Origin of the sequence: Sphingomonas sp. LY29, assembly GCF_035593985.1 — a bacterium.
Lineage (GTDB): Bacteria > Pseudomonadota > Alphaproteobacteria > Sphingomonadales > Sphingomonadaceae > Sphingomicrobium.
This window is the reverse complement of the sequence record NZ_CP141587.1, coordinates 1,863,012-1,884,722: the sequence shown is the minus strand read 5'-3', so window position 1 is coordinate 1,884,722 and position 21,711 is coordinate 1,863,012. Positions and strand designations below refer to the sequence as shown.

General features: G+C 63.4%; 25 protein-coding genes and 1 tRNA gene. 12 read left to right on the top strand and 14 right to left on the bottom strand.

Annotation, left to right across the window (positions count from 1 at the left end):
• Positions 1–21 precede the first annotated feature (21 nt).
• The 7 genes from pstC (at position 22) to SH584_RS09555 (ending at position 6,423) form a co-directional block, all read left to right on the top strand.
• Positions 22–1,398 carry a phosphate ABC transporter permease subunit PstC gene (pstC, locus tag SH584_RS09585; protein ID WP_416385177.1) on the top strand — a complete coding sequence of 459 codons (1,377 nt, stop codon included), beginning with the start codon at positions 22–24 and terminating at the stop codon, positions 1,396–1,398.
• Between the two features lie 88 nt (positions 1,399–1,486).
• Complete coding sequence (pstA, locus tag SH584_RS09580; protein WP_324809553.1) at positions 1,487–2,689, top strand: phosphate ABC transporter permease PstA; 1,203 nt, start codon at positions 1,487–1,489, stop codon at positions 2,687–2,689.
• A gap of 191 nt (positions 2,690–2,880) precedes the next feature.
• Positions 2,881–3,627 (top strand): phosphate ABC transporter ATP-binding protein PstB, encoded by a 747-nt coding sequence (pstB, locus tag SH584_RS09575; protein WP_324809551.1) that lies wholly within the window; start codon positions 2,881–2,883, stop codon positions 3,625–3,627.
• Between the two features lie 14 nt (positions 3,628–3,641).
• Positions 3,642–4,337, top strand: a complete 696-nt coding sequence (gene phoU / locus SH584_RS09570; RefSeq protein ID WP_322841424.1) for a phosphate signaling complex protein PhoU — start codon at positions 3,642–3,644, stop codon at positions 4,335–4,337.
• Between the two features lie 4 nt (positions 4,338–4,341).
• Complete coding sequence (phoB, locus tag SH584_RS09565) at positions 4,342–5,031, top strand: phosphate regulon transcriptional regulator PhoB (RefSeq protein ID WP_324806636.1); 690 nt, start codon at positions 4,342–4,344, stop codon at positions 5,029–5,031.
• Between the two features lie 28 nt (positions 5,032–5,059).
• Complete coding sequence (rlmB, locus tag SH584_RS09560) at positions 5,060–5,800, top strand: 23S rRNA (guanosine(2251)-2'-O)-methyltransferase RlmB (protein ID WP_322841426.1); 741 nt, start codon at positions 5,060–5,062, stop codon at positions 5,798–5,800.
• Positions 5,800–6,423, top strand: a complete 624-nt coding sequence (locus SH584_RS09555; RefSeq protein ID WP_324806634.1) for a DNA-3-methyladenine glycosylase family protein — start codon at positions 5,800–5,802, stop codon at positions 6,421–6,423. Before rlmB ends, SH584_RS09555 begins: the two co-directional genes overlap by 1 nt.
• On the opposite strand, the gene SH584_RS09550 is transcribed toward SH584_RS09555, so the two are convergent.
• From SH584_RS09550 to SH584_RS09535, 4 genes are all read right to left on the bottom strand, one after another.
• Complete coding sequence (locus tag SH584_RS09550; protein ID WP_324806632.1) at positions 6,420–8,036, bottom strand: serine hydrolase; 1,617 nt, start codon at positions 8,034–8,036, stop codon at positions 6,420–6,422. The genes SH584_RS09555 and SH584_RS09550 overlap by 4 nt on opposite strands.
• Positions 8,037–8,119: 83 nt before the next feature.
• Entirely contained in the window at positions 8,120–9,451 is a 1,332-nt protein-coding gene (locus tag SH584_RS09545) for a hypothetical protein (protein ID WP_324806630.1), read from the bottom strand.
• 94 nt (positions 9,452–9,545) lie between these two features.
• Positions 9,546–10,238: a pirin family protein gene (locus SH584_RS09540; RefSeq protein WP_324806628.1), complete on the bottom strand. Its 693-nt coding sequence runs from the start codon at positions 10,236–10,238 to the stop codon at positions 9,546–9,548.
• 40 nt (positions 10,239–10,278) lie between these two features.
• Entirely contained in the window at positions 10,279–10,803 is a 525-nt protein-coding gene (locus tag SH584_RS09535; RefSeq protein ID WP_324806626.1) for a gamma carbonic anhydrase family protein, read from the bottom strand.
• 94 nt (positions 10,804–10,897) lie between these two features.
• Here SH584_RS09535 and SH584_RS09530 point away from each other — a divergent pair, with 94 nt between their 5' ends.
• Together SH584_RS09530 and SH584_RS09525 are read left to right on the top strand one after the other, a co-directional pair.
• Positions 10,898–11,215 (top strand): PilZ domain-containing protein, encoded by a 318-nt coding sequence (locus tag SH584_RS09530; protein WP_324806624.1) that lies wholly within the window; start codon positions 10,898–10,900, stop codon positions 11,213–11,215.
• Between the two features lie 95 nt (positions 11,216–11,310).
• Entirely contained in the window at positions 11,311–11,838 is a 528-nt protein-coding gene (locus tag SH584_RS09525) for a glycine zipper 2TM domain-containing protein (protein ID WP_324806622.1), read from the top strand.
• An 82-nt stretch (positions 11,839–11,920) separates the two neighbouring features.
• Here the strand turns inward: SH584_RS09525 and SH584_RS09520 are convergent, their stop codons facing one another.
• From SH584_RS09520 to SH584_RS09505, 4 genes are read right to left on the bottom strand one after another with little or no spacing between them, the layout of a single operon-like run.
• Entirely contained in the window at positions 11,921–12,322 is a 402-nt protein-coding gene (locus SH584_RS09520; RefSeq protein WP_324806620.1) for a potassium channel family protein, read from the bottom strand.
• Positions 12,323–12,324: 2 nt separating this feature from the next.
• Positions 12,325–13,470 (bottom strand): glutathionylspermidine synthase family protein, encoded by a 1,146-nt coding sequence (locus SH584_RS09515; protein ID WP_324806618.1) that lies wholly within the window; start codon positions 13,468–13,470, stop codon positions 12,325–12,327.
• Positions 13,471–13,477: 7 nt separating this feature from the next.
• Positions 13,478–13,876 (bottom strand): hypothetical protein, encoded by a 399-nt coding sequence (locus SH584_RS09510; RefSeq protein ID WP_322841435.1) that lies wholly within the window; start codon positions 13,874–13,876, stop codon positions 13,478–13,480.
• Between the two features lie 24 nt (positions 13,877–13,900).
• Entirely contained in the window at positions 13,901–14,308 is a 408-nt protein-coding gene (locus SH584_RS09505) for a DUF350 domain-containing protein (protein WP_324806616.1), read from the bottom strand.
• A 134-nt stretch (positions 14,309–14,442) separates the two neighbouring features.
• Between SH584_RS09505 and SH584_RS09500 the strand changes: the two genes are divergently transcribed.
• On the top strand, positions 14,443–14,907 hold the full coding sequence (locus SH584_RS09500) for a thiol-disulfide oxidoreductase DCC family protein (RefSeq protein ID WP_324806614.1): 465 nt from the start codon (positions 14,443–14,445) through the stop codon (positions 14,905–14,907).
• A 250-nt stretch (positions 14,908–15,157) separates the two neighbouring features.
• Here SH584_RS09500 and SH584_RS09495 read toward each other — a convergent pair whose 3' ends face one another.
• The 3 genes from SH584_RS09495 to SH584_RS09485 form a co-directional block, all read right to left on the bottom strand.
• Positions 15,158–15,616 (bottom strand): hypothetical protein, encoded by a 459-nt coding sequence (locus tag SH584_RS09495; RefSeq protein ID WP_324806612.1) that lies wholly within the window; start codon positions 15,614–15,616, stop codon positions 15,158–15,160.
• A 112-nt stretch (positions 15,617–15,728) separates the two neighbouring features.
• Entirely contained in the window at positions 15,729–16,289 is a 561-nt protein-coding gene (locus SH584_RS09490; RefSeq protein ID WP_324806610.1) for a hypothetical protein, read from the bottom strand.
• Positions 16,279–17,121 (bottom strand): hypothetical protein, encoded by an 843-nt coding sequence (locus SH584_RS09485; protein WP_324806608.1) that lies wholly within the window; start codon positions 17,119–17,121, stop codon positions 16,279–16,281. Before SH584_RS09485 ends, SH584_RS09490 begins: the two co-directional genes overlap by 11 nt.
• A gap of 198 nt (positions 17,122–17,319) precedes the next feature.
• Between SH584_RS09485 and SH584_RS09480 the strand changes: the two genes are divergently transcribed.
• Both SH584_RS09480 and SH584_RS09475 read left to right on the top strand, forming a co-directional pair.
• Positions 17,320–18,039 carry a recombinase family protein gene (locus tag SH584_RS09480; RefSeq protein WP_324806606.1) on the top strand — a complete coding sequence of 240 codons (720 nt, stop codon included), beginning with the start codon at positions 17,320–17,322 and terminating at the stop codon, positions 18,037–18,039.
• 432 nt (positions 18,040–18,471) lie between these two features.
• Positions 18,472–18,822, top strand: coding sequence for an excalibur calcium-binding domain-containing protein (locus tag SH584_RS09475; RefSeq protein ID WP_324806603.1), 351 nt, complete (start codon positions 18,472–18,474; stop codon positions 18,820–18,822).
• Between the two features lie 45 nt (positions 18,823–18,867).
• Here SH584_RS09475 and SH584_RS09470 read toward each other — a convergent pair whose 3' ends face one another.
• The 3 genes from SH584_RS09470 to SH584_RS09460 all read right to left on the bottom strand — a co-directional run bounded on the left by SH584_RS09470 (position 18,868) and on the right by SH584_RS09460 (position 21,708).
• On the bottom strand, positions 18,868–19,617 hold the full coding sequence (locus tag SH584_RS09470; RefSeq protein ID WP_324806601.1) for a ParB N-terminal domain-containing protein: 750 nt from the start codon (positions 19,615–19,617) through the stop codon (positions 18,868–18,870).
• Positions 19,618–19,807: 190 nt separating this feature from the next.
• Positions 19,808–21,472 (bottom strand): site-specific integrase, encoded by a 1,665-nt coding sequence (locus SH584_RS09465; RefSeq protein ID WP_324806599.1) that lies wholly within the window; start codon positions 21,470–21,472, stop codon positions 19,808–19,810.
• 149 nt (positions 21,473–21,621) lie between these two features.
• A tRNA-Leu gene (locus SH584_RS09460) sits at positions 21,622–21,708 on the bottom strand.
• Positions 21,709–21,711 lie beyond the last annotated feature (3 nt).

Below are 21,711 nucleotides of genomic sequence, written 5' to 3'. Positions count from 1 at the left end.
AGCTCGGCCAGGCCCATGTCCCTGACGTTCGCGCTCGTCGCGGTCCTCCTGATTGCGCTCGGCGCCGGGTTTTATGCCCGGCGCCGGGTCGTCGGCATTCGTGCCGGCGGGACGCGGGTCAACAGCCTGCCCAATTACCACGCCATCTACGTCGCGCTGTGGGTGCTGCTTCCGGCGCTGCTGTTCCTCGGCATCTGGGCCTCAGTCCAGCCTGGGCTGGTCGAACAGTCGGTGCTCGCCTCGCCCGCAGGCCAGGCGCTGCCGGACTTCGCCATGGCGCGAGACAACATTATCAGCGAGGCGCGCCAGATCGCGCTCGGCCAGCGCAGCGTCGGCTTCATCCCCGAATCTGCCGGCATCGCCCCGGTCTATGCGGAGGCGAATAGCCGCCTGTCGTGGATCGGCGGCGGGATTGCCCTGCTCGTCGCGCTGCTTGGCGGTTTCTTCGCGCTTCGCCGCATCGGCGCCGACTTCCGCGCGCGCAGCGGGGTCGAGCGGTGGCTGATGGGCCTGCTCGTCGGCGCGTCGCTGATTGCGATCCTCACCACGCTCGGCATCGTCATGTCGCTGCTGTTCGAAAGCCTCCGCTTTTTCCAGATGGTCAGCCCGACCGAGTTCCTGTTCGGAACGACCTGGAGCCCGCAGACCGCGCTCCGCGCCGACCAGGCCGGATCGTCGGGCGCGTTCGGGTCGATTCCGCTGTTCTGGGGCACGGCCTTCATCGGTGCGATCATCGCGATGATCGTTGCCATCCCGCTCGGCCTGATGAGCGCGATCTTCCTGACCCAATATGCGCCGCAGCGGCTGCGCGCGTGGCTCAAGCCGATGCTCGAGATCCTCGCGGGCGTCCCGACCGTCGTTTACGGCTATTTCGCCGCGCTGACCGTCGCGCCGCTGGTTCGTGACCTCGGCATCGGCATCGGCATTTCGTCCGCCAGCAGCGAAAGCGCGCTCGCCGCGGGCCTCGTCATGGGCATCATGATCATCCCGTTCGTCAGTTCGATGGCCGACGACAGCATCGCCGCGGTCCCGCAGGCAATGCGTGACGGCAGCCTCGCGCTCGGCGCAACGCGATCGGAAACGATCAAGAAGGTCGTGCTTCCCGCCGCGCTTCCGGGCGTCGTCGGCGGAGTCCTGCTCGCGGTCAGCCGCGCGATCGGCGAAACGATGATCGTCGTCATGGCCGCGGGCCTCGCCGCCAACATGACCGCCAACCCGTTCGAGAGCGTCACCACCGTCACGACGCAGATCGTCCAGCTGCTGACCGGCGACCAGGAATTCGACAGCGCCAAGACGCTCGCCGCCTTCGCTCTCGGCCTCGCGCTGTTCGTAATCACGCTGATCCTCAACCTCATCGCGCTGCGCGTGGTCCGCAAGTATCGGGAAGCTTATGAGTGACGCGCGCAGACATGCCGGGGGCATGACGAGCACGGGAACCGCCTCTTCCGGGACCGCGGGAATTCCCTCGCGCTGGACCGATGGCACAATGCAGCGCCGCGTCGCGCGCCGCTATGCTGCCGAGCGCCGCTTCAAGCTGTTCGGGCTTGCTGCGGTCGGGATCAGCGTCGCCTTCCTCGCCTTCCTGCTGATCACGATGGCGTGGAAAGGCGCGGGCGGCTTCACCCGCGGCGAGGCGCAGCTGACGATCGACTTCCCGAGGTCGGACCTGATGGTCGATCCCGCCGCGCTCAGTCGTTCCGACGCGTCGAACGTCCTGCAGTCGGCGGGCCTCGAAGGCGTCGTCGACCAGGCCGCCGTCGCGCAATTCGGGGCGGCGGGCGCCGACCTGTTCGGGCCCGCCAGCGTCCGCGAACTCGCCGACCAGCTGGTCGACGACCCCTCCCTTCTGAGCAAACGTGCGCAGCTGTGGCTGCCGCTGTCCTCGCGCGGCGACGTCGCGGTGAAGGGCGACGGCGATCCCGCGCTCGAGGCGATGCTGACGCGCGCCGAGACCCGTCGCAGCTTCAATGCCGCCTTCCTGACGTCCTCCGACGCGACCGATGCCTCGGTGGTCGGCGTGTGGGGCGCCTTGAAGGGCAGCCTGCTCACCATCCTCGTGACGATGGCGCTCGCCTTCCCGATCGGCGTGCTGTCGGCGCTCTACCTGGAGGAATTCGCCCCGCGCAATCGCTGGACCGACATGATCGAGGTCAGCATCAACAACCTCGCCGCGGTGCCGTCGATCATCTTCGGCCTGCTTGGCCTCGCGGTGTTCCTCAACTTCATGCACCTGCCGCGATCGGCCCCGCTCGTCGGCGGCCTGACGCTCGCGCTGATGACCATGCCGGTCATCGTCATCGCCGGCCGCAACGCGATCAAGGCGGTGCCGCCGTCGATCCGCGACGCGGCGCTGGGCGTCGGCGCGTCGAAGATGCAGGTCGTCTTCCACCATGTTTTGCCGCTCGCGCTGCCCGGCATCCTGACCGGCACGATCATTGGCATGGCCCGCGCGCTGGGCGAAACCGCGCCGCTGCTGATGATCGGCATGCGCGCCTTCATCGCCACGCCGCCAGGCGGGATCACCGCGCCGTCGAGTGTTCTGCCGGTGCAGATCTTCCTGTGGTCCGACGAGGTCGACCGCAACTTCGTCGAGAAGACCTCGGCGGCGATCATCGTTCTGCTCGTCTTCATGCTGTTGATGAACGGGCTCGCCATCTATCTTCGCAATCGCTTCGAACGCCGCTGGTAGGCTTGAAACCCATGAAACCCACGACCCCCCTCGTCCCCAATCCCGCTCCTTCGACCGCCGTCGCGGCCGAGGCCGAGCACGACCAGGTCATTCCGCGCGGCGGCCCCGCCGTCGCCGATCGCGGCTCGGTCCACATCGCCGCAGACGGGCCTGAGGCCGCCGCTGACGTGAACGACAATCGCACGCCCAAGATGTCGGCGCGCGACGTGCGCGTCTTTTACGGTGCGAAGGAAGCGCTGAAGGGCGTCGACATCGACATCCACGACGACCGCGTCACGGCGTTCATTGGTCCGTCGGGCTGCGGCAAGTCGACCTTCCTGCGCACGCTCAACCGCATGAACGACACGATCGCGGGTGCCCGCGTCACCGGCGAAATCACGCTCGACGGGCAGGACATCTACTCCCCCGCGATGGATGTGGTTCAGCTCCGCGCCCGCGTCGGCATGGTGTTCCAGAAGCCCAACCCCTTCCCCAAGTCGATCTTCGAAAATGTCGCCTACGGCCCGCGCATTCACGGGTTGGCGGCGAACAAGGCCGAGCTCGACGAGGTGGTGGAAAAATCGCTCAAGCGCGCCGGCCTTTGGGAAGAGGTCAAGGATCGCTTGGCAGAAAGCGGCACCGCGCTGTCGGGCGGGCAGCAGCAGCGCCTGTGCATCGCCCGCGCCATCGCGGTCGATCCCGAAGTCATCCTGATGGACGAGCCCTGCTCGGCGCTCGACCCGATCGCCACAGCGCGGATCGAGGAGCTGATCCACGACCTGCGCGGCCGCTACGCCATCGCGATCGTCACGCACAACATGCAGCAGGCGGCACGCGTCAGTCAGCGAACCGCCTTCTTCCACCTCGGCGAGCTGGTCGAATACGGCAAGACCAGCGAGATCTTCACCAATCCGCGCGAGCAGCGCACCCAAGATTACATCACCGGCCGTTACGGCTGAGCGGAGAGACGAATATGGCCACCACCGGCGGACATACGATCAAGGCGTTCGACGACGATCTCGACCGGCTGCGCGCGCTCATCAGCCAGATGGGCGGGCTTGCCGAGCATGCTATCCGCGAATCCATGCGTTGCCTCGTCCAGCACGACCTGCAGGGCGCTGAAAATGTTGTCGAGAACGACAAGAAGATCGACGCGCTGGAAATCGAGACCGAGCGCCGCGCGATCCAGTTGATCGCGCTTCGGGCGCCGATGGCAGGCGACCTTCGCGACGTCGTTGCCGCGCTCAAGATCTCCAGCGTGGTCGAGCGCATCGGCGACTATGCCAAGAACATCTCCAAGCGCGTCGCGCTGATCGACAGCGTCGGCAAGATCGAACCGATCAGCCTGATGCCCGAGATGGCGCGCATCGCGACCGAGATGGTCCACGACGTCCTCAACGCCTTCGTCGAGCGCGACGCCGACGCAGCGGTGCGCGTGGTCGAGCGGGACCGCGCGGTCGACGATTTCTATAATTCGATCTTCCGCACGCTGCTGACCTTCATGATGGAAAATCCGAACAACATCGGTCAGTCCACGCACCTTCTATTCATCGCCAAGAACATTGAGCGGGTCGGTGACCACGCCACCAACATCGCCGAAATGGTTTATTACGCCGCAACCGGTCAGCATCTCGCCGACCGACCGCGCGGCGCCGACTGGAGAGGCTGAGGTCATGGCCGCCAAGCGCCTGCTGCTGGTCGAGGACGACCGCGCCCTGGCGGAGCTGGTCTCGTTTCACTTCGACCGCGCCGGCTACACCGTCACCCGCACCGGCGACGGCGAGGAAGCGCTGATCCTTGCGGAGGAGATCAAGCCCGACCTCGTCCTGCTCGACTGGATGATCGAGGGCATCAGCGGGATCGAAGTGTGCCGCCGCCTGCGCCGCCGCGGCGCGACCGCCAACGTGCCGATCATCATGCTGACCGCGCGCGGTGAGGAGGACGACCGCATCCGCGGCCTAGAAACCGGCGCCGACGATTACATGACCAAGCCGTTCAGCCCGAAGGAACTGGTCGCGCGCGCTGGCGCCGTCCTCCGCCGGGTGCGTCCCGCACTTGCCGCCGATTCGCTCAGCTATGGCGGGCTGGAGATGGACCTCGCCGCGCACCGGGTAAAACGCGACGGCGAGCCGGTGCAATTGGGCCCGACCGAGTATCGTCTGCTTCGTCATTTCCTCGAAAACCCCGGCCGCGTCTTCTCGCGCCAGCAATTGCTCGAAACCGTGTGGCCGCACAGCGAAGATATCGAGCTTCGCACCGTCGACGTGCATATCCGCCGCCTGCGCATGGCGCTTGGCGAGCCCGATATCGTCCGCACCGTTCGCTCGGCGGGCTATGCGCTCGATGCCGAAGGGGTGGCGTAAGCCGCCGTCCTTGGGCTAGGCGCACCCCATGGCGCGCAAGAACAAGAGCAAGTCCGGCGGCAATCCGAACCGTCCCCGTTTCTGGGGCAAGCATGCGGTCGCCGCCGCCCTCGACAATCCCGAACGGCGAGTGCTGAAGGCCTGGTCGAGCCGTGAGGCCGCGGCGTTCATGAATTTCCCCAAGGATCTTCCCGTAGTCATGGCCGAAGGGCCCGACCTTGGCCGCATGGTTCCGTCCGACGCCCCGCATCAAGGCGTGGTGATCGAAGTCGAACCGCTTGAGGAAATCTGGCTTGGCGACCTGCTTGCCGACGCGCCCGAGCGCGCAGTGCTGCTCGTGCTCGACCAGGTCACCGACCCGCACAATGTCGGCGCGATCCTGCGCTCGGCCGCCGCATTCGGCGCGATCGGAATCGTCACGCAGGACCGCCACGCGCCACCCGAAGGCGGCGCGCTCGCCAAGGCCGCATCGGGCGCGCTGGAGCGCGTGCCGTGGGTCCGCGTCGTCAACCTGTCGCGCGCGCTCGAGGAAATCGCCGAGGCGGGCTTCTGGCGGATCGGGCTGGCCGGTGAGGCCAAGGACGACCTCAAGGCCGCGCTGGGACCTCAGCGGGTAGCACTGGTGCTCGGCGCCGAGGGTCCAGGCATGCGCCATAACATCCGCGAGCATTGCGACGCGCTCGCGCGGCTGCCTATCACGGCCGAGGTCGAAAGCCTCAACGTGTCCAACGCCGCCGCGGTCGCGCTCTACGCCGCCACCGTCGCCTGATGGTCCGAACCCGCCAATCGCTCCACGCCAGCCTCGATGCGCTGGTCGAGCGCGAGGCGGCGTTCGCAGCGGTCCTTGCGAGCCACGGCAAGCCGGAACCCCGCCTTAGCGAACCCGGCGTCGAGACCCTGCTTCGCACGATCGTCGGCCAGCAGGTCAGCGTCGCCGCCGCACGGTCGATGTGGAACAAGCTGGTCGCGAAATATGGCGAACCGGTCGACCTTCCGGCGCTGCTGGCCGCGAGCGACGATGAACTGCGCGAGGCGGGCCTGTCGCGGCAGAAGGCGGGCTATGCGCGCAGCCTGGCCGGTCTCGTCCTGTCGGGCGACCTCGACCTGACGCGCCTTCCTGAAGACGACGAGGAAGCGATCGAGCTGCTCACGCGGATCAAGGGCATCGGGCGCTGGTCGGCCGAAATCTACCTGCTGTTCGCGGAGGGACGCGGCGACGTGTGGCCCGCGGGCGACCTCGCGGTGCAGGTCGAAATCGGCCGCCTGCTGGGTCTCGACGAGCGGCCGAGCGAAAAGCAGCTGCGCGCGCTTGCCGAAAATTGGCGCCCCCATCGCGGCGCCGCCGCCGTGCTCGCCTGGCACAGCTACAACAGCGTCGGGACCGCGCTCTAGTCGCGCGTGCCCGGCAGGGTTCGACCGCCCTGCTCGATCTCGATCTCCGTGACTTTCCCGGCCGTGCTGACGAACCGGACCTTGGCGGCCACTTGGTCGACCGTGAATTCCGCAAGGCTGACCGCCTTCATCGGCAAGGCGCTTCCCCGGAGCTGGATCATCAGTTGGCCAGCATCCGACGTCACGGCGGCTTTCCCAACCGGGGTTGAATAGGTTCCGACATAGGCCGCCAGCATGGCCGCGGGCACCGTCACCGCCGCGGCTTCGACCGGCGGCGGGCCGAGATACTTGCCTGCTTCCGCTTTCTCGGAACCGTTGGCGTAGAACTTCATCACCGGCTTCCCGGCAGGATCCGTCGCCAGTTCGAACCAGCTGAGATCGGCTGGACCATAGAAGTATCGGCCCTTCCCCGCCGACAGGACCGGCAGGCGCGAGCCGCCGACTCGCTGCGCATAAAGCTTGCCGTCCACCAGGGTCAGCACCCGCTCGGCCGTGGCAAACTGGTAACGGCCTAGCGCGGGCGTGACCGACGCAGCGTCAAGCGGCTGGGCGGTGAACTCCTCGAACGGCTTGCCGATCGCCATCGCCGCCAGGCGACTCATGACCAGAGAGGTATCGACCGGCGGACTGTCGCTGTTGGTCAGGACCGTCACCGAGACATCGGCGCTGGGCACGTAGACGCTGTCCGACGAGAACCCGAAGATGCCGCCGCCGTGTCCGACCACTGGCACGTCACGCAGCGTGCCGGGTGCGATGCCAAAGCCATATTGTTCGGTCTTCCCGTCGGGCAGGACAGTCGGCGCGATCATGCGTGCGTAGTAAGGTGCCGGGACAACTTTCCCGTGATGCAGCGCGTCGTGCCACTTCGCCAAGTCGCCGGCCGATCCGACCAGGGCGCCGGCCGCGCCGGGCACGCTCATGTGGATCAGGCGCGACGGGATGACCGTGCCACCGAAGTCGGTGTGTCCCCTGGCCATCGTTGGGACCGACGTTTCATCCACTCCATAGCGAAGGCTCGTCAGGCCGAGCGGCTTCGTCAGGCGCCGCTCGACTTCCTCGTGCCATGGTCGGCCGCTGATCGCTTCGATCAACGCACCAAGCAGCACGTAGCCGCTGTTGTTGTAGGCAAAGGCTTCGCCCGGACTCGTCACCGCGGGCATGTCCTTGAACTCGGCGATAAGCGCCGTGGTCGAATAAGCCTTGTTGGTCTTCGCCTCGACCATCCAGCCGGGGATGCCGGTGTAGCTCTGGATACCGCTGGTGTGGTTCAGCAACTGCTGCACGGTGATCGCCGCCCCGTTGGGATAGGCCGGCAGATATTTGACGATGGGGTCGTCGAGCTTGAGCTTGCCCTCGGCCGCCATCTGAAGGACGACCGCCGCGGCGAACTGCTTGGTGATCGACCCGATGCGAAACACCGTCGTCTCGTCGATCGGCGCCTTGCTGTCGACGTTCGCCATCCCGCGAGCACCGCGATAGACCACGCGCCCACGCTCGCTGACCACCACCTGTGCGCCGGGTCCATCGGCCGCGTAGCTTTTCGCCAGCAGGGCGTCAGCCTTGGTCTTGAAGTCGGCGGGAAGAGCCTGTGCGGGTGCGGCAATTGCCGTCACCGAAACCATTGCCGCTGAGATCAACTTTATATGCATTCAAGCCCCCGTTCCTACGGAGGTGTATTGCTGATACAATACAGTTGTCAAGCGGCCTTGCTGGTCAACCCCGAGCTGTGCAGGCGAGCGCTCAGCCCGCGGAAGATCCGCGGCCCGAGGTCGAGCCGGAACGGCGCGAGTTTCTCGACCGTCTCGTCGCCACGACCGACCAGGAAACTAGCCGATCGATGCCCGTCCACGGCGCTCGAGCGGTAATGCGTGTTGAGCGCGACCAGCGGCACGAACAGCTTGCGCCCTTCCACGTCGAAGCTCTGCACCCGGTCGATCGGCATTCGAACCGCGCTTTTCAGCGACACGCGGCCCAGCGGCGGAATTCCGGCAATGCGATCGCCCGGGCCCGGCGGCCGCATGAAGAATTCGGCGATGTCGCGGTCTTGGCCGGCGTGCGCGCTGACCATGATCGCCTCGATCAGCACGTCGCGTGCGGGCGCAGAACCGTTGTTGACCACTTCAACGTCGAATTGGACGAGCACGTCGGTCGCCGAGACGACCGCGCGATCGGGCGTGAACTTCAACGTTAGATCGGGTTTGAGCCGCGAGGCGGTGATCATGCCGTCGCCGCGAACCCCCGACACGGGCGCGGGGTCCGGACGTGGGCTAGGCGGAACGGGATCGGCGCGCGGCGGCACGGGATGCGCGCGCGGGCTCGGCGCCGGTCGCGGCGTCGGCAACGGAGACGGAAGGGAATCGGCGTCCGGCCCACCGGCAAAGGCCAGTCGTCCGAAGTCGCCATAGCGTTGCTGGCGCGCTTTCTGGCTTCGCCAGATGAACAGTCCGCCGCCAATCAACGCGACCAACGCGGCAATCCACGCCCAGGGCAGGCCGTCGGCCGGCGTGGCTGGGTCGTCGACCGGCGCCAGCGTCGACGGCGCCACTGAGACCGGGGCCGCGGGTGCGGCTTCGGTCGGGACCGACAGCGAAAGATCGGGAACGTTGCTGACCGGCGCCGTCGGCACCGATACCGGCGCGGCAGTGTCGCGGGCCGGCCGGGGCGTCGACGCCGTAGGGGCAGGCTGGCGTTCGACCTGGGAAGTCGTCGGTGCGGTGCGCGGCGCGGCGGGACGCGATGCTGTGCCATTGCCGGATGCCGGCGCACTCGTCGGCGCCGCCGGTGCGGTCGTCTTCGCGGGTGCCTCCGAAGACTGCGTCCTCGTTCCGTTGAGGTTGAAGTTGCGCAGCTGCGCCGGGCCGACCGTCCCCGCGGTCGGCGGCGGCGCGGCGGTGACGTCGATCGGCGTTTCGCTGTTCTGGGCGACCGCCGCCTGCGGCAGCGCCACGGCGCCGATCGTCAGCGCCAAGATTTTCCATTGCACGCGGTGCGACACCGACATTTCCCCGCCCTGGCTGTTGCTGGTCAAGGCATGTGCGCCGGCCCCACGGCGCGCCTTTTCATCGCCTGCGCTATTGCCGCGCAAATCGCCTGCACACAAGGGTTTATGGCTAATTCGGGCCTCAGCGTGCGTCGACCAGCACCAATTCCGCGCCCGCCGTCGCCTTGATCGTCAGCCGCTCCTCGCCGGTGATCGCGACGCCGTCACGAGGCCCCGCTTCGACCCCGTTGATTCGGATCGGTGCCGACGACACCAAGTAGAGGTGCCGCGAAGGATCGGCGTCATGCTCGAGCGTCTCGCCCGCACCAAGCGTCGCACCCATCACCCGCGCATCGGCGCCGATGGTGAGCGAGCCGTCATCGGCATCGCCGCTGGCAAGCAGCTGGAACTGGCCGTCGCGCTGTTCCTTGGGAAAAGGCTTCATTCCCCACGACGGCGGCAGGCCCGGGCGATCGGCCTGGATCCAGATCTGGAACAGCGTCGTGTCCTCGTCCTCCAGATTATATTCGGCGTGGGTCACGCCCGTGCCCGCACTCATCACCTGCACGTCGCCGGCGGCGGTTCGGCCCTTGTTGCCCATGGAATCCTGGTGCGTGATCGCGCCGGTGCGGACGTAGGTCACGATTTCCATGTCGCGATGCGGATGCGGCGGAAAGCCGCTCTTCGCGGCGATCTTGTCGTCGTTCCAGACGCGGATCGCACCCCACCCCATCCGCGAAGGATCGTGGTAGTTGGCGAAGCTGAAGTGGTGGCGGGCGTCGAGCCAGCCGTGGTCGGCGTGGCCGAGCGAAGCGAAGGGGCGAATGTCGATCATGATCGGCAAGATGGACCCCCTGCCCACCCCGCTTCAAGTGTCAGCGATGTAACCGCAGTCCCCGCGCATAATGCGCCGCCTTTTCGGCATAGTGCGCCGCCGACGCGCGAAGCATCGCGCGCTGCGTGTCGCCCAGCGTTCGCACGACCCGCGCCGGACTTCCGACGATCAGGCAGTCAGGCTCGAACATCTTGCCCTCAGTCACCAGCGCGCCCGCGCCGACGATGCAGCCGCTTCCGATCACCGCGCCATTCAGGATCCGTGCGCCCATGCCGATCAGCGCTTCGTCCTCGATCGTGCAGCCGTGCAGGATCGCCTGGTGCCCGACGGTTACGCGCGCCCCGATGCTCAGCGGCGCGTGCGGGTCGCTGTGCCCGACCGCGCCGTCCTGGAAGTTGCTGTCCTCGCCGATCAGGATCGGAGTGTTGTCGGCGCGGATCACCGCCCCGAACCACACGCTGGCCCGCGCCGCCAGCCGGACGTCGCCGATCAGGTCCGCCGACGGCGCGACCCATGCGCTCGGGGCGATCGAGGGGCTGGCGTCGTCGATTGAGTAGAGGGGCATTTGTCGATAAGGTCCAAAACGGATCAGCCGCCCACTGCGGATGCTTACCCGTCATGTATGACGCCCCACTGCCGACCGACGCAAGGGACGACACATGCACATGGCCGACCAGCCTTCTCCCCGACGAGCGGCGCGAGTCACCATCTCGGCCGAAATCGACTTTCGCCGCGCGGGCGACCATCGCTATCGCGTCACCCTGCTCGACTTCTCACCCGAAGGTTGCCGCATCGAGACCCCGATCCGGGTCGAACAGGGCGACCTCATCTGGATCAGCCTTCCCAAGATGGAATCGATCCCCGGCCGGATCTGCTGGGTCCGCGACTGGACCGCGGGCGTGGAGTTCGACCGGCCGCTCTATCCGTCGGTCTTTTCGATGCTGTGCGAGCGCCTTGGATCGAACGACCTGCGCTGAACGGATTGTTGTTTTCAGTTCACGCAACCGGGCGCGAGCGCCCGGCGTTTTTCCTTCACGATCCCGATGTTTGGGACGGACGAAGGAGTACCCCCATGAAACCGCTGATTCTTGCCACCGCCGCTGCGTCGGTGCTGACGCCCGTTGCCTTTGCGGCCCCCGCGCACGCCCAGAACGCCAATTACAACCGCGAACTGCGCGAGTGTAACCGCGAGCTTCGGCGGACCAACAGCCGCGCCGAATATCGCAGCGAACTGCGCGAGTGCCGCCGCGAGCTTCGCCGGGCCTCGGCCCGCGACTGGCGCCAGTACAACCGCTACGACTATAACCGCTACGAGCCCGGCTATAATCGCTACTATGCCGACCGCTATTATCGTGATGGCCGCTACTATGCCGACCGTCGCCTGACGCGGAACGACCGCATCTATCGCGGCCAGAACGGGCAATATTATTGCCGCCGCAGCGACGGGACGACCGGCCTGATCATCGGTGCCGGGATCGGCGCGCTGATCGGCAACCGCATCGATACCGGCGGTTCGGCCACGGTCAGCACCGTCATCGGCGGCGCCGCCGGTGCCCTGCTGGGCCGCGAAATCGCCCGCGGCAGCGTTCGCTGCAATTAAGCTGAGCGACTGAAGGAAAGAGGTCGGCGCCCGCGCCGGCCTCTTTTCGTATGCTGCCTACCTTGTTCGCCGACGCCCGATGTTAGCGAGCCGGGGTGTGTCGCTCGTCAGCCTTTGCCGACCCTTCCAGTCGCGCAAGGCGATCGTCGATCTTCTGGATGCCTTCCAGGATCAGCAATTGCTCCTCGTGAGTGAACGCATCGCGGTTCTCGTTCAGCCGGTCGATCAGGCGGACGACGATCATCGGCGCGATCACGAAGATCGACAAGTGCATGAGGATGACTGCCACCCCGCGGCCAAGGTTGGTTTTCGGGCTGATGTCGCCATAGCCCGTCGAGGTCGCCGTCGTGCCCGCCCAATAGAGGCTGTCAGCGAAAGAATGGCCTTCGGCGATCATGAAGATCAGCGATGCGCCCACCAGCAACGCCACGTAGATGAAGACCAATTCCTTGAAGGTGTCGGTCGCGGCACGGATCTTGTTCATCGTCAGCCTTCGATGATGTGGGGAATGAAGCGGGCCTGGTTGCCCGTGATGAGGCCGTCCTCGCGAATTCCCATTCCGGCGGCCTCGCCGGCAACGACCCAGCTGCCGATGACCGGATAGCCGTTGCCGAAGTCCTTCAGGGGATAGAGCTGCTGGAACATGATCTGGCCATCGAGATAGTCGCCGCCGCTCGTCGCGACGCGCTGCCCGTCCCGGACGACGTCGATGTTCGCACCCTCGCGCGCGAGGAATGGCTTGGCGACATGGTTGCTGCCGACCCGTTCGACCCGGTCGGACGCCGCCAGCAGGTTAGGGTGGTCGGGGAACATGTCCCACAGCACGCCCAGGATCGCCTTGTTGCTGCACACCATCTTCCAGATCGGCTCGATCCAGAGCGTCTGTGCGCTCTGGTCGACGATATTCGGGCCATAGGCCTCGGCCATCAGCCATTCCCACGGATAAAGCTTGAAGATCGCACTGATCAGGCGATCCTCATTGTCGACGAAGCGGCCGGCGGCATCGACGCCGATGTCGTCGATGACCACGGCGTGCGTCTCCAGCCCGGCCTGCGCCGCGAGATCGCGCATGTAGGTCGTGGTGATCGTGTCTTCGTGCGACGGGTCGGCGACGTGCGTGAACCACACGCGATCGCCAAGGAGCGCTGGGCGAAGCTCGGACCAGCGCGCGATCAGCTTCTCGTGCAGGCTGGTGAACTGGTCGTTGTCGGGAAAGAGTTCTTCCTTCCACGTCCACTGGACCACCCCGGCCTCCAGCATCGAGGTCGGCGTGTCGCAGTTGAACTCGAACAGCTTGGGGTCGCCCTCGCCGTCATAACCGAAGTCGAAGCGGCCGTAATCGAGCGCGGGCGCATCGCTGTGCCACGCCTGCTGAATCGCGCGATGGCAGTAAGCGGGAATGCCGAACAGCGTCATCAGCTCGGGCGTGGCGACGACCCGTTCGGCGGCCTTCAGGAACATGCCGTGCAGTTCCTCGGTGGCCGCCTCGATCTTCTCGATCTCGGCCAGGGTGAAGGTGTAATAGGCGCTCTCGTCCCAATAGGGCTTGTCGCCATCCGAATGCCAGATGAGGCCCTGCTCCTCGACCGCGGCTTTCCAGTCGCGGCGCGGCGTGATCGAATGACGTTGCATGGCGCGGTTAGGAGCGGCCGCTGCCGAAGCTGCGCGACCTCGACCCAAATCCGCCGCGTGAAACGGCCTGCGAGCGGGTCATCTTGGTCGACATAGGCGCCAGCGCATAGCTCGCCCCCGGCCGCCTCGACCGCGAGCCGACGAAACGACGGTCGTGGATCGAATCGCCATAGTAAGGCACGGCCGAATTGCGGCCGAGGAAATACCAATAAGCGCCGGAGCCGCCCCGGTAACTGTTGTCATTGCACAGATCGTCATCGATGCGCGACCCGTTCCCATCGACGCAGACCGCGGTATCCGTCGCCGCATAGACTTCCTGGTCGTCCCAGCCGTCGTTGGACGAACAGCCGCTTGTCGCCATCAACGTGGCCGCCATCGCGGAGGTCATGAATAATTGCTTCTTCATCGCGAAACTCCTCGCACCGGCCGATCAGGGAACCATGCACGCGGCTTGGAGAATGCCGATGCCGAGGCCGATCCCCCCGATGAAGATGCCCGATGCCGAGCAATTGTCGGTGATGCGCTGCTCGATGCCTTTGAAAAGAAGGCGCGAGATGATGAAGAAGACGACCAGTTGCACGATCGCGGCGACCGCGCCCCATAACAGCATGTCGGGAATGTTGACCGAATGGCCGATCACCATGGCCACCGGAATGGCGAAGCCGAGGAAGGTGCCGACCAACTGCGTGGCCGCCGCCGAATTGCCGTCGCGGATGAGCGCAAGCTCGCGGTGAGGCGTGATCATCACGTAAAGCGTGATGAAGGCGACGGCGAGAAGGATCGCAGCCCCGAAATACGCAAGAAAATGCGGCAGCGTTGCCGTGAAATACTGGACCATGTTTACCCCCCGTTTCGCGATTCGTAACAGGGCGAATAGTCGTCGGAAAGACGAAATCGCTGTGGCACAAAACGCATTCGGCCGCGCCACGCCAAAGCGTGACAGACTGCCTGTCGGGCGGGTAGATCAACGTCGTGAGCGTAGATCGACCTTTACCCGGTTCGGGACCCATCATCCTCTTCGATGCCGAATGCGTGCTTTGCTCGGCCAACGCGCAATTCGTCCTGACGCACGACCGGCAGGAATGCTTCCGCCTGGCGTCTATGCAGGGGGATGTCGGCGCCTCGCTTTTTCGGGCGCATGGGCTCGACCCGTCCGACCCGACCAGCATCCTGGTGGTCGACGGGGCGATCGTTCGCAAAGACAGTGACGCCGTGCTGAGCATCTACGAAGGCTTGGGCTACCCTTGGCGACTGGTGTCGCTGCTGCGGATCGTCCCGGCCGCGGTGCGTGATCCGCTGTATCGGCTGATCGCCCGCAACCGCTATCGCGTGTTCGCAAGCGAACGACGTGCTGGGTCGCACCCGAGCGCTACCGATCGCGTATGCTGTGACGGGTTCGTCGAGCGGCGGCGCGATCAGGATCCTGACCCGCCATGACCCGGAAATGGTGCCCAGGAGAGGAATGGAAACCGATTAAGGAAAAATGGCCAAAAATGAATGCTTTTGCACCACGCCCGGACGACCAATTGTAGCGCTAATTTGTAGCTTGTGACATTCTTGGCCTTTTGTCAGCCCATGATGAGCCAACTAACAACAGCGCTTTGCGAGCTTTACCCCTTTTTTTGAAATAGGTCCGCTCGGCGCTGTTCGGTCCGCTTGCAGATAAGGGACCCTTCTCACGCCGCCTTCACTCCGACGAAGGTAGACGGTCGACTAATTCGCTGAAGCGTTCGCGTCGCTTCGTCATCACGTCATGAACCCGTTGACGCACGAGCTTTCGCAAGCGTCTGTCGTCAAGGGCAGCGGCATTCGTGAAAAGCGAGGCATGACTGGGCTTGCTAGGCAGAGCTGTATCGAAAACGCCGATGAGCCGTCCTTGCGGCCCAACGCTGGCGCGCAGCTCAGAAACCGACGCGATGCAGACCTCTTCCACAAGTCGCAATTGGGGTGGAATTCGGCCTTCACCTCGCTCCACCAATTCGTTCTTGGTGTCTCGCGCCTCTTGTTGTGTTGCATACGATAAGCGCAGAACCGAAAGATCGCGGTTTGTCAGCTCTTGGAAGGCGCTTGGAACCACTACGTTTCGCTGTTCGTCAAAATGCAATGGATTGATAAGCAGGAAGGCGACGTCCTCGTTATCGTTCACGGGACCTGGCGAGTGGGGACTGCAACAATCCAGTTCGCAACCGAAGTTCGGGTGATGCTGGTCTAGTGCAATCTGCAGCGGTGGTCCTTCCAACCCGCTGTGCCAGATCAGCTCAAGGCATGTAGGCATTCGATTTCGCGAATTTAGCGAAGAGATGCGTCAGAAGGCGTGGGGGAATGCGGCCTTCTTCAATTTCCTCGCTGTCGTAGATTTCGCGCGAGCCTTGCCCGCCCTCAATCTTGAGCAGGTATTCGATGACCTTGCCGTTTATTTCCAGGTCTCCGTAGAAGCCTTCCTCGGAGATAAAGAGAGAAGGTCCACCGTCAGCATCCCACGAAGCAACCGGCACCGGAACGGGACCGCTGACTAGATGCTGTAACAGCTGGATTGATGAAACGAGGCCGTCAAAATCACAGGGGAGACCCGACGCCTCGGCAAATTCTTTGGCATGCCTGAGACGTTCGACCTGCCGATTTATCTCCGCCACCTTCGGAGCGGCTCGCACCACTGCAAAAGTCCCATTCGTATAGGCGGCATTCGGACTTATTTTGGTGAAGTCACACGTCTGTAAGGCGCGACCGAACGCATAAGACCAAGAGGGGCCTGCTTCAACTTTGCTCGCGCGGTCCGTTTCAGCAATGTTCTCACCCAAGGATTTCACGCTACTCGGCATGCAAAGCTCCAATGGCCCTCAAGTAGGGATCCGAAATCACTTCGCCAAGGACTAACTTCTCAAGGTCATGCGCCTCGTCGAACTTGGTTCGGAGCGTTGATACCAGTTCCTCACCGCTCAATATCAATGGTTGCTTACCAGGAACATTGAAGAAGCATCCGCAGAACACAAGCACTTTTGCTAAGGTCCGTGGCACTCCCTCACCCGGAAACTGGAGAGGCGATATGTCGCAATTTACGTTGACTAGTCGCCGCTCAATCTCACTGTGCGGGATATAAACGCCAACATGGGAATGCCATGCTTCCATGCTTTGGCAAGCGATGGGAGCGACCCAGCCGTTGTCCGCACGAAACAGTTCGGCAGCGCTTAGCGGCGAACCTATCAGGGAGCGAAATTCATTCTGATACTGAACTCGCACGGACTCGATTGCCGGAACTTCCTTCACATAACTAGCAGCGAGACGGCTGAATATCTCGACGACCTTGGCTCCGACTTCCTCCCAGACGGTGTAGTCGCGAAGCACGTACGTGATTGCACTAGGACTGCACGAGAGAAATTCGGCAATCTCGCCTTCCGGCGAAAAACGCTGAAAGCCGACGCCGTTTGACTGAATCTGCGGCGGCACGACGCCGGGCGATCCCTGCATTTCGACCGTAAACTGAAACGATGGTACCGGAACCGAGGCGGGCAAGTTCAGGCCTTGAGCGACCTCCTTGAGTGCGGAAGTCACCACCGCAAAAGTCGGAGCGCTAATCGGCTGGAAAAAATTCAATGATGCGGTGAACTCACCAATAGCGTGGTGCTCTCGCCGAAGTTCAAAATTGAGGCTCATGCTCGCGCTGCCTTAACCATCTTATGCAGCATCTCCCATCATCTGCTTGGCTCGCGATACCTAGCCGGACACGCCGTGGCAATCGGCACCCCTCGGATCTCCATCGAACACAGGGATGGGAAGGCACTAAAGAATGGTTGCCATGCGGATAAGATGGCGTAACCAACGTTACGGGGTTTGATACAGAGGAACGTATCTATGCGGGTGGTCACCTACTTTCGCGTCTCGACGGTCACCCAAGGTCGTTCGGGCCTAGGCTTAGAAGCACAGCGACAGTCCATCTCCGAATTTTGTAGTGGTCGTTCATGCGAGGTTTTGGGCGAGTACGTGGAGATTGAGAGCGGAAGGCGAAACGATAGACCCAAGCTGATCCAAGCCCTCCGTCATGCCAAGGTGACGGGTGCTACCCTGGTCGTTGCCAAGTTAGACCGTCTTTCCCGTAATGCCGCTTTCCTCCTCGCTTTACGCGACAGCGGCGCCAAATTGGTGGCGGCTGACCAGCCGAACGTTAACGACATGACCATTGGCATTTTGGCCGTGGTAGCGGAGGCCGAACGCAAAGCCATTTCAGAACGGACCTCAGTTGCCCTAAAAGCCGCGAAGGCCCGGGGGACGAAGCTAGGCAATCCAAACGGGGCGGCGGCTATCAGGCGTGCGGGAAAAGGCAACGGCGCTGCGATACACGCGATAAGGGCGAACGCAGACCGCCACGCCGCTGACCTTGCCGACGTTATTAAGGACCTCCAAGCGGAAGGGCGTTCGTCGCTCCGGGAACTCGCGGCTGGCTTGAATGAGCGTCGGATGCGGACGCCTCGCGGAGCCACATGGCACGCCACGTCTGTCAAAAATCTACTGGCGCGCGTTGAAGCGGCGGGCGTGTCCTCAGATTCATATGCGGGGAGCGATAAGGCGCCCTAAGCGGATGACCGGTCGGCGGCCGCAATCTTGGCTATTTCGGCATAGTGACGAGCACAAACTTTCTGCTCCGCCCACGTGCACGTTGGTTCATTCCAGCAGTCATTGATTTCGCAGCACCGATGGAGACGCACCCCTTCCCTCATCCACTCACACAGGCGGGGAAATCGAGCACATAACCAAGGCTTACCGAGTAAGCGCAGCCGTAATCTGTCGGCTGAACTCCACGGCTTGACGACTGGCCCCACTATCGACTTCTGACCTACTTTAGTTCGAGCTTGTCGATGCACTTCGAGCGGCCTCCACTTACCGCAATAGTTATCGCATTGCGGCGACTGTCCGCAATGGGTCGAAAGCGGCAATGCTGCACGCAGGCGCTGCTATGCTTCTTGGCCTTTGAGACTATATTTACTTCCTCTCATTTATAGTCGGGCAATGAGAAACGCCCCCTATTTCAGGCAAGGTCGACGCCAACACCGCCTAGATCACGGCGACTCGGGTTCTATAAATCGGCAAGCACTCGTCACGTCCGCGATAGGGGTGGCCCTTCTGACGTTGTTAGGCGTGTTCACGAGCGAGCAAGTGCCGCCCATCGAGCAGGGATTACTGGCCGCACCCGATGGCGTCGGACGCGGGGACGCCCCGCAAGCCGAAGCATATTACCAGAACTGTGCCGCCGCCCGTGCCGCTGGAGTTGCGCCGCTTTACATTGGCGAACCTGGCTACCGGACAAAGATGGACAATGACCTGGATGGGGTAGCCTGCGAGCGTCATCGAGGCCGGTGACCTTTGCGCCCGTCATAACTCTACGCAGGGATTTGTGGTGGCCAACTAGATTTCGAGTTTTTTCGCTACGTCCAACGGCAGATTCGACCGAGCGATTGCATCCATCCAGCGCGTTTCTCCGTTCGCCAGCCGGTCTGCGACGCCAAGTAAGCCATACATCGCCTCGGTCTGGTCGCCACTTTCCAACTGGAGGAACAATTCCTCCGTGTAACCCAGCGCTTCATTGAACTCATCAAGGCCGGGACTGATAAAGCGGCGGTCTTGTTCAGGGAACGGCAGCGGCCCGTCCGGATCTTCAGTGGGCGTGATGCCCTCGGCCTTCAACCAGTTCCGAACGGTCCCGTGCGATACCAAATGATGAAGGTCCGCTGCCATTTGTCGAAGGGACTTTGGTTCGCCATCGCGGCGGAGGTGGTCGCCACGCTCAAGGTATAGGCGAAAGATATTCCTTTTGTCTTTCCGGTTCAGATTGAGGCCGTGGCGAGCATTCGCCTTTATCGCCTCGCGGACAGCGGCCTTCTCGGTCAGTTTGGCAATCTTAGCGTTAATGTCTGGGAGTTCGGCCCGTAGCGCCGCTTCGACGCGGTGAAATCCGTCAAGGACGTTCAGACGACCGTCGATGCTGGCGACCGTGATAGCTGGGAAACCATCACCCCGGCGCATATCGAACGCATATTTCTTGACGCGCTGCTCATCCAAGCCGTCGGCGCGCATCTGGAAGCGTTGGTCGACATTCAAGGCCCTTAGTCCCACCGACTTGTAACGCCATAGGATGCCTTCATCCGATTTCGACATGACATTTCTCCGTGTATAATTTGAACGATGGGAGTGGGCGCTTTCCGGAGGCAAATATGGGTGGGCGACCCACCCGAAAAGGCGTGGAATATTCGAATTTTCGGAAGCGCTCTCTGCCTTCAAAAATCCCACTAACTCCTCAGCTTCGGCTTACTCCTTGGGCGGGCTGATGGGCGATTGGGACAATGTATCATTGGGATGGAGCTTGCCATCGGCGGACTTGTTCCAAGCCCCATCCGTCAAACGACAGTTTGAACGCTTCGCGGCGCAACGGTTCGCGGGAACCATAGCGGGCGTTCATATCGTTCGCGCTTGGCGCATGGCCCATCAGAAAGTCTTGGGCCTCGCGTGTCATCCCACACTCTCGGGCGATAGTGGTCCAGGTGGGTCGAAACTCGCGGGATGGACGCTTCCCAGCCAATTCAACGCCATTGTCACGGAGGTACCGGCTCCACCAAATACCGAAACCGGCAAACAATTCGCGACGCTCTCCCTTGGGTCGCAAGGCGGGAAAGAGTGCGCTCTCCCCTCCTTCTGTCAACCAGCGCAGATAGTCCCCGAACCCGAGCGAAACGAGGATCGGCGGCAAATACACGGAGCGTTCGGCACTCGGCGACTTAAGCGTCCGCTGGCCCTTTGCGGGATGCTCCCCTTCTGCGGTGACGGTCAGCCACCAATGGCCTTCGGCGTCCCGGCGCACGTCCTCAACAAGCGCCTGTGCAAGTTCCTCGGGTCGAGCGCCGGTCGTGATGAGCAAAAGCGGCATCCAATACCCAGCCTCTCCCTGTCGAGGCGATACGCGCGCTCCGCTGGTAAAGACTGAAAGACCAAAGATCGCGCGGGAAATGTCACGTGAAATGCCGTCGTTTGTGCGCTTGCGAGGAGCCTTGCCAAGATTAGGCCGAGAAAACGGGTTGCCTCCGTCGTCCTCAATGCGCCCTGAGCGCTGACTCTTGGTCCAGGCGGCCTGTAACGCCCCCAAGACCGTCTGCCTTGATTTCCAGGAGAGCCGCTGCACGTCTTTACCCGCATAGGCTTCGACAAGCTTGGAAAGCGGCCATACGCGCTCCTTCGACTTTACCGCTCGCTTTACCGGGGCGAGGGCGAGCTGGTCAGCAAGTTCGCTGGCATGGCGACGAGTAATCTGCGCGGGGAGGAGGTCGCCATGTGTTTCACGGAAATATCGCAATGCCGTCCGCCAGCTTTGCTTCGTCGAAGGCCCACCGCTGAAGGTGGGGCGCGCCATTTCGTCAACGACGATCGCACAGAACGATTCCGGATTCTTTCGATCCACACAGGCCGGTTGGTTCTCGACCGCTGGCATCACTTGAGGCGCCACGGGCGTGGCAAGTGGGTGCCCCCTATCCCGCTCCATGCGGACCCTATTTGCGCGGACCATCGTCCGAACCAGGTCTAAACAAAGGACGCCAAATGCCTCGCAGGTCTTGTCGAAAACCCACCCTTGGCGGGCCGCGATTGATGCCGCATCGGCTCCCATCATCTCGCGCACGACCGCCAAGTCGCCCTGTTCGAGGACGTCTGTCCAGCCGCTGTCTGCGGCGTCATGTGCCTCGGCATCCGTTTGGCCCGCAAGTCGAGCACTGTCGTCAGCAGCAAGGACGTCAGTTTCATAGGTCGCAACGACCCAGGCCCTGCGGGCGCCGGTCAACTCATCATATGGACCCGAAGCAGCCCGCCGGGCGCCAGATACCAAACGCGCAAAAGTCTCATTCGCGGCCTGATAGCGCTCCATCGCCCCAGGGTCGGCTAGGCTCCTCGCCTTTAAAGTGACGATATGCTCGCGGCGCCCGAGCAGAAGGCGCAAATCTTGGGGGAAGGAACGGCGGTATTCCAAGCGACCCGATGCAAGCGGGCGAACGTGTGACACTCGAAAAGACACAGGCATGACTCCTCGGCGCTTGTAGCGCCAGTTTGTAGCCATTTTCCCTGTGTCGTTGGCGGTTTCCCGCCATCACGCCATATACCAACGAGTTAGTAGACCGATGGTGCCCAGGAGAGGACTCGAACCTCCACGACCTTGCGATCGCCAGCACCTGAAGCTGGTGCGTCTACCAATTCCGCCACCTGGGCACT

Bases quoted from the DNA above. Each gene is read 5' to 3' on its own strand.
- pstA (WP_324809553.1), top strand. From the start codon at position 1,487: ATGCAGCGCCGCGTCGCGCGCCGCTATGCTGCCGAGCGCCGCTTCAAG.
- pstB (WP_324809551.1), top strand. From the start codon at position 2,881: ATGTCGGCGCGCGACGTGCGCGTCTTTTACGGTGCGAAGGAAGCGCTG.
- phoU (WP_322841424.1), top strand. From the start codon at position 3,642: ATGGCCACCACCGGCGGACATACGATCAAGGCGTTCGACGACGATCTC.
- phoB (WP_324806636.1), top strand. From the start codon at position 4,342: ATGGCCGCCAAGCGCCTGCTGCTGGTCGAGGACGACCGCGCCCTGGCG.
- rlmB (WP_322841426.1), top strand. From the start codon at position 5,060: ATGGCGCGCAAGAACAAGAGCAAGTCCGGCGGCAATCCGAACCGTCCC.
- SH584_RS09555 (WP_324806634.1), top strand. From the start codon at position 5,800: ATGGTCCGAACCCGCCAATCGCTCCACGCCAGCCTCGATGCGCTGGTC.
- SH584_RS09540 (WP_324806628.1), bottom strand. From the start codon at position 10,238: ATGATCGACATTCGCCCCTTCGCTTCGCTCGGCCACGCCGACCACGGC.
- SH584_RS09535 (WP_324806626.1), bottom strand. From the start codon at position 10,803: ATGCCCCTCTACTCAATCGACGACGCCAGCCCCTCGATCGCCCCGAGC.
- SH584_RS09530 (WP_324806624.1), top strand. From the start codon at position 10,898: ATGCACATGGCCGACCAGCCTTCTCCCCGACGAGCGGCGCGAGTCACC.
- SH584_RS09525 (WP_324806622.1), top strand. From the start codon at position 11,311: ATGAAACCGCTGATTCTTGCCACCGCCGCTGCGTCGGTGCTGACGCCC.
- SH584_RS09520 (WP_324806620.1), bottom strand. From the start codon at position 12,322: ATGAACAAGATCCGTGCCGCGACCGACACCTTCAAGGAATTGGTCTTC.
- SH584_RS09515 (WP_324806618.1), bottom strand. From the start codon at position 13,470: ATGCAACGTCATTCGATCACGCCGCGCCGCGACTGGAAAGCCGCGGTC.
- SH584_RS09510 (WP_322841435.1), bottom strand. From the start codon at position 13,876: ATGAAGAAGCAATTATTCATGACCTCCGCGATGGCGGCCACGTTGATG.
- SH584_RS09505 (WP_324806616.1), bottom strand. From the start codon at position 14,308: ATGGTCCAGTATTTCACGGCAACGCTGCCGCATTTTCTTGCGTATTTC.
- SH584_RS09490 (WP_324806610.1), bottom strand. From the start codon at position 16,289: ATGCCGAGTAGCGTGAAATCCTTGGGTGAGAACATTGCTGAAACGGAC.
- SH584_RS09485 (WP_324806608.1), bottom strand. From the start codon at position 17,121: ATGAGCCTCAATTTTGAACTTCGGCGAGAGCACCACGCTATTGGTGAG.
- SH584_RS09480 (WP_324806606.1), top strand. From the start codon at position 17,320: ATGCGGGTGGTCACCTACTTTCGCGTCTCGACGGTCACCCAAGGTCGT.
- SH584_RS09475 (WP_324806603.1), top strand. From the start codon at position 18,472: ATGAGAAACGCCCCCTATTTCAGGCAAGGTCGACGCCAACACCGCCTA.
- SH584_RS09470 (WP_324806601.1), bottom strand. From the start codon at position 19,617: ATGTCGAAATCGGATGAAGGCATCCTATGGCGTTACAAGTCGGTGGGA.